A 15,263-nucleotide genomic window follows, 5' to 3' on the forward strand; every position below is an offset into this window, starting at 1 on the left:
TCGGGCAATACAAGAAAAAATGAAAAGAACTCATCTGACTTTTCGCTGTGTACACACGATCTTTTAACAACCACAGCTAGCAGATTAAGTTCTTTAAGAAGCAATCGTATCTTATTACTGGTAACCTACTTCTGCCGCTAGGTGACAACGAATCAGGTGAGTTGCACCCGTTGCGTAAAACGAAGGTGCCATACTTTCACAAATGTTCATTCGCTTGGGACAGCGTGAGTAAAATGGACATCCTGTATGCTTTTCATATGGGCTTGGTGGATCCCCTTCTAACGCTATTTTTTCCCGTTTCCCTTGGTCAACATCGAACCGAGGAACTGCAGAGAGCAATGCTTGCGTATACGGATGAACAGGGTTTTCAAAGATTTCATTAGAGTTTCCGATTTCCACAATACGTCCAAGGTACATTACCGCGACACGGTCCGAGATGTACTTTACTACAGACAAGTCATGAGAGATAAAAATCAAGGAAAGTTGAAACTCTTTTTTCAAATCCTCCAGGAGGTTCAAAATGTGTGCTTGGACTGAGACGTCAAGCGCACTTACCGGCTCATCGGCAATCAGCAGCTTTGGTTTCACTGAAATCGCGCGGGCGATACAGAGCCTTTGCCTTTGGCCACCGCTAAACGCTTTCGGATACCTGCTTGCATCGTTTGCATTTAATCCGACGCGCACTAGCAAATAGTCTATATATTCGTTCAATTCCTTGTCATTTTGGCAAATCTGATGGAAACGGATTGTCTCAGCAAGCATTTCCTTGACAGTCATTCGCGGATTCAGGGAGGAGTATGGATCTTGAAACACCATTTGCATATTCTTTCGCATATGCCGCATTTTTCTTTGCTCATACGAGGTAATGTCTTCGCCTAGAAACCGAATCGTTCCTCCAGTCGGCTCATACAGTCTCATAATTGCACGACTTAAGGTGCTTTTCCCACAGCCGCTCTCTCCAACCAATCCCAACGTTTCTCCCTCTTGTAAAGAAAAAGATACATCGTCAACTGCATATAGGGATGAACCTTTCCGCTTAAATAAACGGTCAATCCAGGTTCTTTGCTTGTGATATTCCTTGTGCAGTCCGTTCACTTCCAAGATTGTCGTCATTATTGTCTGCACACCCTTTCATGATGAAAGCAAGCCGACCAATGGCCTGGTACAACTTCCCTCAACAGTGTATGTTCATTGCTGCTGCATTCATCTGTCGCAAACGAACAGCGTTCCCTGAATGGGCAGCCCTGCAGAGGTTCTTTCAGCATCGGTAGTGATCCTGGGATTCCCTCAAGCTTCTCTTCCGATTCGATACGGGGTACAGAATGAATCAAACCGAGGGTATATGCATGGCGTGGTGAGCGAAATAAATCCGCCGTCGTTGCCGTCTCCATAACTTTTCCTGCGTAGAGTACAACAACTCGATCACAGAACTCAGCTACAACACCGAGATTGTGTGTGACGATGAGGATACCCATACCCCATTTATTTTGTATTTCCTTCATTAACTTTAATACCTGATCCTGAACCGTTACATCCAGCGCTGTCGTTGGCTCGTCAGCTAACAAGAGTTTGGGATTGCAGGAAATCGCGAGAGCAATCATTACCCGCTGACGCATGCCACCGCTCATCTGATGCGGATATTCGTTGACACGCATCTCAGGCGACGGAATCCCTACTATCCGCAGTAGTTCGATAGCGCGCTCCCAGGCCTCTCGTTTCGAAATCTTTTGGTGGGTTTGCAACGTCTCCACGATTTGATCTCCAACGCGATACACCGGATCTAGGGAGCTCATTGGGTCCTGCATCACCATTCCAATTTCTTTACCGCGAATCCGTTGCATCTGTTTTGGTGAAAGATCCAGCAAATTTTGGGATTCAAAACGAATGGCCCCTTTTACAACCTTTCCCTGTGGTGAAGGTAGAAGATTTAACACAGAACGACATGTAACGCTTTTTCCACTACCGCTCTCCCCCACTAATCCTACTGTTTCCCCGTGATTCACATGGAAGGTAACGTTATTAACGGCATAAACCTTCTTCTGCTTGGTTTCGAGAACGACCTCCAACTGGTCTACTTCGAGTAATGGATTCATCGTTGATCGCCTCCTGTCTTTGTCGTGTGATCCTAGCTGGCGGAAAGGAGTAACATGGCAAGGACAACAGGCATGACCTGAGTCATTTCATGCGCTTGATAGCGGATGGTACGTCCATCGAGCAACTCCACATTGGGCATATAGCTGACCATCTGTGCAGACATGGTCGTTTTAAACTCAACTTCAAGCGTATACGAGGTCTCTATTGGCAGTGGTTTGATGTTCTTTGAATGCTGCAAAGCTTCTTTTGCCTTCTCTTTGATCATTTTTCGGGTCACGCTGGGGTGGAGGCAGCGCCCTGTGTTTGTTCCTTTGCCTTCTTTCACCGCTACAGTAAAAACACCAGGGATGTCCACCTCAACTTCAGCTGCTGTTTGTGTATCTCCGGTGACGAGTACAACGGGAACACCAAACGCTGCGGCAAGGCTTGCATTTAAACCCGCTTCGCCAACCTCTTTCCCATTCAAAAATAACCGTTGGATCTTTCCGCTTAACGTATGATTTAAGATACCGTTTGTTGTTCCAGCCTTTCCATGGTAGCCGATAAAGAAGGCTGCATCGAAGTTTTCGTCGATGCCTTCCATCATTAAAAAGGGTTTCTTAAATCCACTGATCAATTGAGCTTGCGGGTTCAATTCATCCAGAATTACGTTTTTCATCGTATCGTGTGAGTCGTTTACAAGAATTTCAGTAGCCCCTGCCTCCAACGCCCCCTCAATTGCCGCGTTTACATCTTGGGTTAGTAGTCTTCGGCAATACTCATAATTCTTTTTCCCCACATCCACGTCTGTATCGTCAATGACTCCTGATATTCCTTCCATATCTACTGATATAAATACTTTCATGAAAGTAAGCCTCCTCTTTTGTTTAATGATTTTCAATTTTTTCTGCTAAACCATCCCCCAACAAACTAAAACCAATACCAGTAAGTACGATCCCGACCCCTGGGAAAGCTGATATCCACCACGCATTAATAATGTAGTTGCGTCCTTCGGCAATCATTGATCCCCATTCGGCTGCAGGAGGTTGAACACCCAGCCCCATAAAACTGAGGGAAGCACCAAGCAGGATACACAGGACGACGTCAGACATCGCGTAGACTAACGCTGCGGATACAACGTTAGGCAAAATATGGCGCAGGATAATCCGGCCATGACCATAGCCGATACTGCGCGCTGCCAAAATATATTCCTGCTGTTTCACAACCAATACCTCGGCGCGGACAATACGCGCGTACGCGCTCCAGCCGACGATGAAAATAGCGATATACATATTCATGAGTCCTGGACCAAGAATCGAGATAATCGCAATGATCAAAACCATAAAAGGAAAACTGATAACGATATCTACAAGACGCATCATAAGCGTATTCAACCAACCTCCGAAATAGCCGGAGAGCAATCCGACTGCAGTTCCGAAAATGAGCGGAACAATGACGGCAATTAAACCAATTTGCAAATCGACGCGACCCGCGTATAACATCCTTGTAAATATGTCTCTGCCGAAGTTGTCCGTACCAAATATATGAGCGGTACTAGGTTTCTGGAGAACTCTGGTCAAATCATTCGTATTGGGATCGTATGGCGTGATCCACGGGGCGAATACAGAAAACAGAACGACGATGAGTACAAGAGTTAGCCCCCAATAGATTTTGCCGTTCATCGATAGACGATTGAAGAATCGTGGACGGATTGCCCGGACAAGGTGTTTCGTATGCTGCAACTGTGCCATTTTCTGTCCTCCTATTCCAAGTCGACTCTCGGATCAAGTAAGCTGTAGCACAAGTCGGTCAGCAAATTGACCACAATAACGAGAACCGCGAATACTAGCACCAATCCTTGAATAACCGGGTAATCTCGCGCCAGGATAGAATTAATCAACAACTGCCCCATTCCAGGTACTGAGAAAACCGTTTCGATAACGACGCTTCCTCCGAGCAGCCAACCAATATTTACGCCAATTATGGTAATCGTGCCGTTAATGGCATTTCGTAGAACGTGCCTAATCATGATTCGGCTTTCACGCAAACCTCTGGCTCGGGCTGCTTCAATGTATTCGGAGGTGAGCACGCTAATCATTTTGCTTCGTAGTGGCCGAATTAGGACCGGTGCAAGCGAAAGAGAGATAGTCAGTGCCGGTAAGAACAGATGGTACATATGACCGAAAAAGTTTTTCCCATATCCGGAAACGGGGAACAGCTTCAGATTAATACTAAAAAACAACATCAACAGTATGCCGATCCAGAAGGAGGGCAAGGCTAAACCAACAATTGATACCGTTCGAAAACCATTGTCAACGAGTGAGTCTTTCTTGACTGATGACCATAACGCAACCGGAATGCTGATCACCAAACTGAGAACCGTAGCGTAAATGATAAGAAAAAAACTTACGCCTAAACGCTCTCCAATGAGCGTGTTCACGGATGCTTTCATCAATATAGATGAACCCAAATCACCATGAAACAGGTTCTTGAGAAAAATCCAGTATTGGTCAAGGAGCGGTTTATCCAGACCCATTTGTGCTGTTAGCTGTTTCACGTTTTCCGGAGTTGCTCGGGGTCCCAGCATGATGGTCGCTGGGTCCCCGGGAATAAGATGAATAATCAGAAACGACACGATCGAAATTCCTAATAGGACAGGAAGAAGTTGGATAGCACGCTGTAGAACGAAACTTGTGTGTCTGATGCCAATCACCCTCTTTATTTATTCAACCAGACATCTTCAAGACGATAGTTCCCAGTTGTCATTACCTTAAAGCCCTTTACATTTTTAGATGTCGCATAAGAGCTAGGCTGTTCGAACAAGAAGATAAAAGGTGCATCGTCTTTGACTATCTTTTGGATTTCAGCATACATTTCCTTCCGTTTGCCTTCGTCCAGTTCACCCCTTGCTTTCACAGCCAACTCATCCACTTTGGGGTTTTTGTATCCAGTGAAGAACGATTTCGTCCCGCTGTCTGAAACTACTTCATAGGTAGTCAGTTCATCTGGGTCAATAACGTCACTTGTGACATATCCAGCAGCGATCTCATATTTCATTGCATTCAAATTTTCTTCTTTCGTACCCGGTTCAAGCTGGGCAATCTCAATATCTATACCGATTGCCATCAGTTCCTGTTTGAGAATCACGGCCAGCTGTCGATAAATTTCATTACCAGAGTTAATCGTCAATGTTGTCTTAAACCCATTTGGTTTCGATGATTCTGCCATCAATTGTTTTGCCTTCTCCAAATTGTATTCGTAGCTTGGCAGCTTGTCGTCGTAGTAGAGAACTCGCGGTAAGTAAGAGGTAGCTGATTTTCCGTTCCCCATTAGAACTGTTTGAATAATAGCATTGCGGTCAACAGCATAATTCATTGCCTGGCGAATTTTCGGATCGTTAAATGGCTCAATGGTGTTATTGATATGGATCAGGTTAATCCCAGCCAGAGGATCTTGCTGTACATTAACATTCGGACTAGCTTTTAATGTTGCGATTGAGCTATAAGGCACATCAGAGGCAACATCGATTTCGTCCGCGCTTAGCTTGAGCAAGCGAGTGGTGTCCTCAGCTTCTTGTACAAATTCGACACCATCAAGATACGGCTTCCCTTTTTGCCAATAGTCCGGATTTTTTTTAAAGCTCATCTTTTGTCCACGTTGCCATTGTTCGAAAACAAAAGGACCTGATCCAATTGGATTATTCGCCAAATAATCATTCCCTTTTTCTTTCACAACCTTCTCTGGGACGATCGCTGCAGCAAATAGCGCCAAGTTAGAAAGCATTGGAGCGTACGGCTCATTCGTTTTGATTGTCACTTGGTTTTCCCCAGTGATATCAACAGACGTAATAGTGGTATACAGCCAGTTCCAATTGGAGTCTTTGCTGCGAGCACGGTCCAAAGAGAATTTCACATCCTCAGCGGTTACCGGCATTCCGTTGTGAAACTTCACGTCCTTACGTAAATTAAAGACAAACTTTTTCCCATCGGGAGAAATCGTCCAGTCTGTAGCTAATCCTGGTTCATAGCCATTACCATCTGGCGCTGTTCGAACCAAAGTATCGTAAATGAGTACGACCGTCCAAATTGAAAGATTCTCCAGCGGCTTGATGGGATCCAGATTAACCGCATCTTGTGTGCGGGAAAAACGCAATATTCCTCCAGATTTCGGCGTTTCTTGCCCCTGGGCTGATTGTCCTTCAGCCGATTGACCACTTGCTGCGGGAGGTGAACTGGTTTCTTCACTTGAACAAGCAGCTGTTCCAACAACGAGCAATAGTGACAGCAACGAAACAATTCCGTTTTGGATACATTTCCTAATTTTTCTCATAACATTACCCCCTCGATATCTGTATTATTTTTTAAGCGCTTTCAGTTGTAATAAAATAGAGAGACACCCCCACAACCTTTTGCAAAGAAAAGGTTACAGGGGTGTCTCTTCTACTCTACCCAGTCTACATATACTATTTTTTTAATAGTATTATTATTCTGATGTTCTTGTCAATTGGAGATTTTTCCACAAGTCGGTATTCCCTACCGATACAGCATGAGCACCTGCCGCCATAACACCCTGTACCTCGCTGAGTTGATCGACAAGTCCACCGGTTATGATTTTAATTCCAATGGGCTCCAATTGCTCGTGGAGACGTGCAATCACCTTGGGGACAATGCCCGGCAACACTTCTACGCAATCAGGTCTTACCTCCTGAGCCGTCCTCACAATATTGCGCAGCGATACGGAATCGATAGCAAAGAAACGGAGAATTGTACGTAGCGAATAAGCTCGAGCTATGGGAATCAACGATTTTCTAGTTGTAATAATCCCTGTTGGTTTGATCTCACGTGCAAGATATTCCATCGCGGCCTCTTCCTCTTTTAATCCTTTGACCAAATCGATGTGGAGATACCATTCTTTCTGATTCTCATGCATCATTTTCGTTATATTTTTCAACTGAGATAATGTGCACTCAAGAATGAAAAAAGTTCCTACATTCGCACGTAACCCCTTATCGATCTCCTTCAAAGAACGAACAGCCGCGATGAGTTCATCCATAATGACCTTTTGCCCCTTCATGCTTAGAAATGATGTACTGTATTAGAATATTATAACATTTGAGACAAGTAAAGGTAGCCTCTACTCATTTCGAATTGCTAGTAAACAGCGCTTCCGAGTATAACTGCATCATCCGTTTTTGTTCTTCCCCTTTTTCCTGTTCAGTCCAATGCTGTTTTTCCGCCAAAAACTGTATGGTTTGATGCAAATAGGCAATAAACAACTCAGGGTAAAAAAAGAGCAATCCGGTACGACGAATCAGAAAATCGTCGCTGCGACAGATCATTTCTCTTTCCCATGCGTATTTCAACTCCGCTCCGATAAGCTCCTGTTCTGTGGGTGAACTGTTTTTACTTCGACCTTCTACCTGCAAATTTGTGAAAATCTCGTTAGTTGAACAGCCATAGGTAAATAACCAACGCTTCGTTTGTGTTTGCGGAACGCCTAACTCTGACGCTTTTTGCTGAAGGGTGTTGATCTGGATCCTAAACCCATCCGGGCCATGTCCACCACTACCTAGAATTGGAGAATTATCCGTAATACATGGGCCGAAGTTTAATTGTTCTTCCTTTCGTAACTGTTTGCAAACCAAATTAACAACCTTTTCTGCCATTTTGCGAAAACCGGTCAGCTTGCCACCCGCTATCGTAATCAGCCCAGAGGGGGAGAGAAATATTTCGTCTTTTCGAGACAACTCTGACGGCCCTTTTCCTTCTTGATAAATGAGTGGACGTAGGCCAACCCAACTAGATTTCACGTCTTCTCTTGTTAATTTCAAGGTAGGGCACAGCTTGTTTACAGCATCCAGCAGATAATCCCGATCCCCTGTTGAGGCTATTGGATGTTCAATATTATCTTGGTACGCCGTATCCGTCGTACCTACATAGACAATCTCACCGCGCGGAATCGCAAACACCATTCGACCGTCACTTGTGTCAAAATAAAGAGATTGTTTGATTGGCATACGCTCATAGGGAATGACAATATGTACACCTTTGGTCAAATGCAGTCGTTTGCCTCGCTTGGATTTATCGAGTTCCCGCAAATTGTCTACCCATGGCCCAGTGGCATTGACTATTTTTTTCGCTTTCAGCAAGTACTCTTTACCGCTACAGCAGTCAGTCACGTATGCCCCTTCAATACGACCCTCCACATAATAAAACCGGGTCACTTCGGTATAGTTGCAGGCCAATGCGCCTTCAATGAGGGCCGATCGCATTATTTCAAGCGTAAGACGAGCATCATCAGTCATGTATTCATAGTACATTCCTCCGCCAAGCATCCCATCCTTTGACAACAGCGGCTCATGGGTAGCAGTAATGGACGTAGACAGCATCGTACGCCGCTCATGTTTCGTGACCCCAGCTAACCAGTCGTACAACCAGAGACCTATGGATGTACTAACTGGACCTAGCGATCCGCCTTTATACATGGGGAGGAGCATTTTCAGTGGATGGACGAGATGGGGAGCCAAATGGTAGAGTAACGCGCGTTCTTTCCCCACCTCTTTAACTAGACTAATTTCCCCCTGTTTTAAATAGCGCAGTCCGCCGTGAATTAATTTCGTCGAACGACTACTTGTTCCCCAACCAAAGTCCTTTTTCTCCACTAACCCAACATTCAAACCCCTAAGTGATGCGTCCCAAGCAATCCCTGCTCCAGTAATACCTCCCCCCACAATGAGTAAATCTAATTGTTGTTCCGCCATCTTCTTTAGACAAGGCTCCCGATCTGTGGCGGAAAACGAATTCCTGACACCCACAATACCACCTCCAATATTTGTAAACATTTACATAACCCGAATTTAACTTGCGAAAAACACAAAAAAGACGCACACCATTTCAAAACAAACTACGTCTTGAAATACTGTGGTCTTCTCGATATCTCTGACCATAAAAGAATTTTATTATTTGTAGACTATTCTGTTTCTTCTTATTCGTCAACCTTTTTTTGTGTTTCTTATAAAACAGACTGAATTAGATAGATGAAAACAATTTCCGAAATTGCTTGACTAAAAATGAACGATCAGCTCTATTCCCACCTTACATAGTACATACTTTTATGTTAAGCGTACAACTTCTCTGCATGATACCTGCTTGAAGACGTTAAAGTCGTAGGTGACCACACCTGTGACCCTCTCGTAGGTCGTCCCGATCGCCAAAGGCAGGGATGCACCTGGCCGAGAAACAAATGTCCCGCTCTCATCCCTCAGCGTATAGTTGCCATTTTCCCGGAGAGCGAAACAGCTTGTCCCGTCGGATTGTACAGTTCAATATAGTCATTTTTGTAGAAAGCCCCGCTGTTTCCCCCGCCTCCGTAAACTTCGCTGATGACCAGATGATCGGCGATATTCGCCTTAGCCTGCGGCAGCCAACCTGCCGGAGTGATTGCTCCGATCAATACGGTGATCGTCAGCCCCAGCGTTCGAAAGCGACTGTAGTTGCTCCTCTGTTTCACCATTTTCTTTCTGCCTCCTCTATCTCGATTTGGATCTGTTTCCTCCAATCGTAAACAAGCTGTCTAATTTTTACGTAAACAAAATGTAAAGAATACAGCATTATTTCCAATATCTATAAAAAAAAACACCGAAAGGCATAGGCCCTCTCGGCGGTTTGTAGGTCTTTTTTCATTCTGTTATGGCTAATCATTCAGGGCTCTCTATTGGGAAGAAACCAATTTCTCGACCTTAGCCTTTGTAAAAACTCCAATTTATAGTATTCTTCGTACACATGAGATCTTGGATACCAGCACCTTCTCTCTGTAACGCTAACAACACCAAAGTAGTAAAGTAATAGATCCGCTTGCACGACTTTCTTTCTCGTATACTTTTCCGTTATTCTATTCATCAAAATATCAGCCGTTAAACTTACTCCTTAAACCTAGTCGATTATTGCGTATCTCATCTAAAGAACTGCAATTCAGATCAAAATAATCATATGTTCTTGCGTGTAATGCAGAGTCATTTTAGGTTTCTTGTAAGGGAATTATTCTTGTTTACTGTCGTTATTTTCATAGATAAAATGCAATATCAAGCATTGAGTGAATTGTTACAATCAACATACCGTCTTATTGTTATATATCACGTAATATCACTATCTTGTTTTTGAAGTCACTGTTGATATATTCTCTTGAGAAAATTCATACCACGTTACATCCCTTTTAGCATCTTCTTCTTTAACAAAAGCTTTATATGAATCTTTAGTAACTAGTTTATTATTGATGTAGTATGCTATGGCGAATGTGGTGGATGATTCATCAGTAGCACTTGATTCATGATAAGCTAATTTGTCAGTTTCACAGGAATTGGTTTGGAATCTTAATTTTCCATATCCGTTGTAAGTTAACCCGCCGCTTAACCATCTAAATGTTCCGTCAGTTTTAAGACCACTTAACTGGTCGTTTCCAAAAAAGTAGCCATAGACTTCACCGTTCATATAATGCAGGACTTCAACAAAATTTGGATTTTCATCTACTGTTAATCCAAGAACAACTTCAGGTATTTTGTCACCATCCATATCAAGCACGGCAAAGTGATTTATTTTAGATGTAGTTCCATAAATCTCGTTATTAGTTAAAAAATCATTCAAATATACCTTTTTCTTAGTTTCTATGCTGTAAAATTCAATCTTATTTTGCAATACTATCTTATATGCTTCCATTGCTAAACTCTTATTGTTCTCAGGTTTACTTTCAGAAGGAGTAATATGGGCAGAAGAAGTAATTGTTGGAACACTGGTGTCAGAAATTTTATTACTACTTGAGCTACTGTCATTATTTGGGTTTAAACTGCTTTTATTGGTGGAACACGCAGTTATTGAAATACTTAACAGAAACATAAGAAGCACACACTTAATTTGTGATTTCATTTAATCTCTCCTCAACTATTTGCTTCTGTCGCACTTCATATTACAATCCGTCATACTTAAAGGAGTAACTTCATTACGCTCAGAATAACCAACCAGTATCGAACAAGAGTTTCTTAATCTCCAAGAACACTCAATGTTCAAACTGCCGTTGCTGATCCTAATATAAGCTAGTTCACGTCTCATTGAGACAACCTCTTCTACTATTTGTCCTTTGAAGGTAGAGAAATCTATGTCACTTTGTTTGAAACCGATTTTCACGGCACTACTCCTCTTCAATCAAATTGGCTTCTCTTATATTTGCAACATACTTTTCTAGTATGCTTTGGCTCCAAACCATAACGATAGAACCTTTCATCATCAACGACTTCCATAATACTTCTCGCTCCATCTATCTAACCCCCAAACAACTTTCATCAGAACAATGACCTAAGCCTATTATACCATATATTGGTATTTAACCTTTCGTATCGTTAAAATTTTTACGTCTGGTTGCTGAGAAGATGTGTACTGCCCGATATTGATAACAGAGACATTCATTTAGCTGTAATCCACCCCCGAGTGTCCTATGGCATCCAACTCCCGCTCCCTTGTGAAGACAAAAAAATACCCTCTCAATGAAGAGAGGGCAATCCCACATTAACTTCTCATTCGTTATTTCCGTTCCAAACTAATAGTGAACAGCACTCCACATGTCCCGTATGCGGGAACATATCCACCGGCTGCACTTCACACACCTCATACGCCTCTGCCAGCACCTTCAAATCCCTCGCCAGCGTAGACGGATTACAGGACACGTACACAACCTTCTGCGGCCGCATCTCCAAAATGGTCGCAAGCAGCGCCTCGTCACAGCCTTTTCTTGGCGGGTCGACCACGATTACATCAGGTCGAATCCCTTGCTCTTTCCACGCAGGAATCACTACTTCAGCCGGGCCAGTCTCAAACGTAGCATTCTCCACGCCGTTCAACTCGGCATTGCGATTCGCATCCGCGATGGCTTCCGGCACGATTTCCACGCCGTACACATGCTTGGACTTCTGTGCCAAAAATAGCGAAATGGTCCCGATGCCGCAGTATGCATCAATAACGGTCTCGGTTCCCGTGGCACCTACGTACTCCAGCGTCTTGTTGTACAAGACTTCGGTTTGCGCCGGGTTTACCTGATAGAATGAGCGTGCCGAGATGGCGAATTTAATAGGGCCGATATAATCGTAGATGACATCGCTTCCCCAGAGGGTGACGGTTTTTTTGCCAAAAATGACGTTGGTCTTGTCCGGATTGACGTTCTGCACGATGCTGGTCACGCCTGACACTTGGGTGCGGATCGCCTCTACCAGCTCTTCCAGTCGAGGGATCGTCTCTTCGGTCGTGACCAAAACAACCATGACTTCCCCAGTCTGCACACCGATCTTGGCCACGACATGACGCAGCAGTCCGGTGTGACGTACTTCATCGTAGGGCTGAATGTTCAGTCCAGCTGCGATCTTCTTCACAGCAGCCACGGCTTCGTCATTCGCCTTATGCTGGATCAGGCACTCGTCCATGTCGATGATAGAGTGAGATTTCTCCGCGTAAAAGCCACCCACCAAAGCGCCGTTCTCTTCCCCGATAGGGACCTGTGCCTTGTTGCGATAGCGCCATGGATCGGTCATGCCGAGCGTCGGGTGAACGGTGATCGCGCCTTCTCCCTCAACAGGAAAGCCACCGATCCGACGGAGGTTGTCCCGGACGATCTGCTGCTTGTGGCGCAGCTGTTCCTCGTAAACGAGGTGCTGCAAAGAGCAGCCACCGCAACGGTCGTAGACGGGACAGGGTGGCATCGAGCGATAGGTACTCGCCTCCACGACACTCGTCATCTTGGCAAAGCCGAAATTTTTCTTCACATGGTCGACGCGCGCATGCACTTTCTCTCCAGCTAGTGCACCCTCGACAAATAGCGTATATCCTTCAACCCGGCCCACGCCGGCTCCTTCGTGATTCAGTCCGGTGATCTCCACTTCCACGGTTTGTCCGACACGAACGGGGACATTCAGCTCCGCCTTCGCTGTCGGCTGCGGTCCGCGCCGCTTCTTTGTTGTCTTCGCCACAGTTTCTTTGCTCCTTTATAACACAGACTCATTCCTGCCTAATCCTCTTTCAGACAAACGTTAGGGATGCTTCATCGGCATCCCCTCAGTAGTTGCTATTCATTTTACTATCTTCCTACGGCACGAACAACTCGATATGACCTGGTAATGCTTCCACGACGCAGGGTAACTGGCCGCCGAGCTCGCCGTCCAGATTGAGCTGTACTATTTCGGCTCCTGGAGAGGTCGCCTTGATGTAGTCAGATTGGAAATATAAAATGTTCGGGTCCTTCAAGTGCTCACCGCGCACAGCCGACGTCGCCAAGCGAATAAATTCCGCGATGTTCAACTTTTTTACCACGATGACATCCAGCTTGCCGTCGGATAGATCGGCATCTGGTGCCAGCTTGTCGAAGCCCCCGACAGAATGGCTGTTGGCAATGAGAAAGATCATGATTTCCTCGTCCAGCAGCACCTCTTTGCGACTTTCCAGACGGACGCGGATCGGGTGCAAAGATGGGAGCTTCTCCAATCCTTTGACGTAATACGCCAGCTGTCCGATCATCGTTTTCAGCTTGCTCGGCACCTCGTAGGTGAGATTCGTCAACGATCCCCCACCCGCGATATTGATAAAGTAACGGTTGTTGATCTTGCCCAAGTCAATTTTCTTTTTCTTCCCTTTGGTGATGATCTCGCAGGCGCGGCTGATCGATTTGGGAATGCCGACTGCACGGGCGAAGTCATTGCTCGTTCCGCATGGGATTATTCCTAAGGATGGGCGCGACCTTTGCTCCGCCATCCCGTTTACCACTTCATAGATCGTACCATCCCCACCAGCGGCGATAATGAGGTCGTAACCGCGGGCCACAGCACGTGCTGCTTCCTCGGTTGCATCATCTTCTCCTCTGGTCGCATGGCACGAAGTCTCATATCCGGCCGACTCCATCAAATCAAGGATATCCGGCAATCTCCGACGCACTATCTCCCGGCCGGAGCTCGGATTGTAGATTAATCTGGCTCGTTTCAAGGCAGATCCCTTCTTCCTTCCCTCGCTCACGGGTTTTACTCTGTTCTCTACTCATCATATCCTGTATAGCCATTTTTGGGAATCGCTATGCTGTCTTGGGCGTGATAAGATAGAAAAAGATGGTACAAAAAGGATGGGAGGGACAGTCGTGGAGCAAATCATTGTAGGTGTGGACGTCGGAGGAACGGCAATCAAGATGGCCCTGATTACCCCAGCAGGTGAGCTTGTGACAAAAGTACAGGAGCCCACACCCGTCACGCAGGGCGAAGACGGTATCTTGCAAAAAGTGGCGCAAATGGCAGAAGAGCTCCTTCACAAACACGGCTATACCAAGGAACAGACTCTTGGAATCGGTGTCGGCGTCCCTGGTCCGATTGATGCCAAGAACGGTGTCGTCCTACAAGCCGTCAATCTGCATTGGCGAATACCTGTCCCTCTCCGAGATAAACTGAAAGCGCTGACAGGCCTGAGCGTCGCCGTGGAAAATGATGCGAACATGGCAGCACTTGGCGAAATGTGGCAGGGTGCCGGTCAAGGTGCCGAAGATCTGGTCGCCATCACGCTGGGCACGGGAGTCGGTGGCGGTATCATTGTCCACGGGAATGTCGTCCATGGCATCAATGGCGTAGGCGGAGAAATCGGCCACATCACGATGACGCCAGATGGTGGTTCTATATGCAACTGCGGCAAAACCGGTTGCCTGGAGACCTATACCTCCGCGACCGCCATCATCCGCGAGGGTCAACTAGCGGCGACAAACGGAACAAGTCCCGCGCTAGCTACTGTACTAGCCGAGCAAGGGGTAATCAAGGCAAAGGACGTCCTCGATGCGGCCAAGGCTGGTGACAGCGCGTCTCTCGCGATTGTCAATCAGGTTGCGCTCTATCTCGGACTCGCTCTGTCCCATCTGGCGATCCTGCTGAACCCTGCCAAGGTCGTCATCGGCGGTGGCGTGGCAGCAGCCGGGGAGTTTCTCTTTTCCCGTGTCCGCGAGTCATTTGCTCGCTTTGTCCCGTTTACGTACGTCGTGGAGTCCACGCAGATTGTGGCAGCGAGCCTGGGAAATGACGCAGGTGTGTATGGTGCCGGCTGGATGATCCGCTCGCAAATGAACGATTAACACCTTTCAATCACATGCAAAAGGCGTTCCTGTCACGAGTCTTTCTCGTGGGAGCGCCT

General features: G+C 45.8%; 14 protein-coding genes. 1 reads left to right on the forward strand and 13 read right to left on the reverse strand.

All coding sequences use genetic code 11. From position 1 onward, the window contains the following. Positions 1–114: 114 nt before the first annotated feature. The 13 genes from AN963_RS27635 to AN963_RS27695 all read right to left on the reverse strand — a co-directional run bounded on the left by AN963_RS27635 (position 115) and on the right by AN963_RS27695 (position 14,084). A complete protein-coding gene (locus AN963_RS27635) occupies positions 115–1,113 on the reverse strand; it encodes an ABC transporter ATP-binding protein (protein WP_055747686.1) in 999 nt (332 codons plus the stop codon). Beyond that, entirely contained in the window at positions 1,113–2,093 is a 981-nt protein-coding gene (locus tag AN963_RS27640) for an ABC transporter ATP-binding protein (protein ID WP_055747687.1), read from the reverse strand. The genes AN963_RS27635 and AN963_RS27640 overlap by 1 nt, the downstream gene beginning before the upstream one ends. 32 nt (positions 2,094–2,125) lie before the next feature. Further along, on the reverse strand, positions 2,126–2,938 hold the full coding sequence (locus AN963_RS27645) for a M55 family metallopeptidase (RefSeq protein ID WP_055747688.1): 813 nt from the start codon (positions 2,936–2,938) through the stop codon (positions 2,126–2,128). Positions 2,939–2,960: 22 nt separating this feature from the next. Further along, positions 2,961–3,824: an ABC transporter permease gene (locus tag AN963_RS27650; RefSeq protein ID WP_083497078.1), complete on the reverse strand. Its 864-nt coding sequence runs from the start codon at positions 3,822–3,824 to the stop codon at positions 2,961–2,963. An 11-nt stretch (positions 3,825–3,835) separates the two neighbouring features. Further along, positions 3,836–4,786, reverse strand: a complete 951-nt coding sequence (locus AN963_RS27655) for an ABC transporter permease (protein ID WP_269084415.1) — start codon at positions 4,784–4,786, stop codon at positions 3,836–3,838. A gap of 5 nt (positions 4,787–4,791) precedes the next feature. Beyond that, the gene (locus AN963_RS27660; protein WP_055747689.1) at positions 4,792–6,402 is read right to left on the reverse strand and encodes an ABC transporter substrate-binding protein; all 1,611 of its coding nucleotides are present in this window, start codon (positions 6,400–6,402) and stop codon (positions 4,792–4,794) included. Positions 6,403–6,555: 153 nt separating this feature from the next. Next, positions 6,556–7,125, reverse strand: coding sequence for a glycerol-3-phosphate responsive antiterminator (locus AN963_RS27665; RefSeq protein WP_055747690.1), 570 nt, complete (start codon positions 7,123–7,125; stop codon positions 6,556–6,558). An 85-nt stretch (positions 7,126–7,210) separates the two neighbouring features. Beyond that, complete coding sequence (locus AN963_RS27670) at positions 7,211–8,887, reverse strand: glycerol-3-phosphate dehydrogenase/oxidase (protein WP_236708112.1); 1,677 nt, start codon at positions 8,885–8,887, stop codon at positions 7,211–7,213. Positions 8,888–9,333: 446 nt separating this feature from the next. Beyond that, complete coding sequence (locus AN963_RS27675) at positions 9,334–9,585, reverse strand: lamin tail domain-containing protein (RefSeq protein ID WP_055747692.1); 252 nt, start codon at positions 9,583–9,585, stop codon at positions 9,334–9,336. Between the two features lie 632 nt (positions 9,586–10,217). Further along, entirely contained in the window at positions 10,218–10,991 is a 774-nt protein-coding gene (locus AN963_RS27680) for a hypothetical protein (protein ID WP_055747693.1), read from the reverse strand. Between the two features lie 262 nt (positions 10,992–11,253). Then, on the reverse strand, positions 11,254–11,379 hold the full coding sequence (locus AN963_RS27685; RefSeq protein ID WP_055747694.1) for a hypothetical protein: 126 nt from the start codon (positions 11,377–11,379) through the stop codon (positions 11,254–11,256). Positions 11,380–11,635: 256 nt separating this feature from the next. Next, the gene (gene rlmD, locus AN963_RS27690; RefSeq protein ID WP_055747695.1) at positions 11,636–13,078 is read right to left on the reverse strand and encodes a 23S rRNA (uracil(1939)-C(5))-methyltransferase RlmD; all 1,443 of its coding nucleotides are present in this window, start codon (positions 13,076–13,078) and stop codon (positions 11,636–11,638) included. 115 nt (positions 13,079–13,193) lie between these two features. Beyond that, on the reverse strand, positions 13,194–14,084 hold the full coding sequence (locus AN963_RS27695) for a diacylglycerol kinase (RefSeq protein ID WP_055747696.1): 891 nt from the start codon (positions 14,082–14,084) through the stop codon (positions 13,194–13,196). Between the two features lie 148 nt (positions 14,085–14,232). Here AN963_RS27695 and AN963_RS27700 point away from each other — a divergent pair, with 148 nt between their 5' ends. Further along, positions 14,233–15,204, forward strand: coding sequence for an ROK family glucokinase (locus tag AN963_RS27700; RefSeq protein WP_055747697.1), 972 nt, complete (start codon positions 14,233–14,235; stop codon positions 15,202–15,204). The last annotated feature ends 59 nt before the right edge of the window (positions 15,205–15,263 follow it).

The organism is Brevibacillus choshinensis (assembly GCF_001420695.1).
GTDB lineage: Bacteria > Bacillota > Bacilli > Brevibacillales > Brevibacillaceae > Brevibacillus > Brevibacillus choshinensis.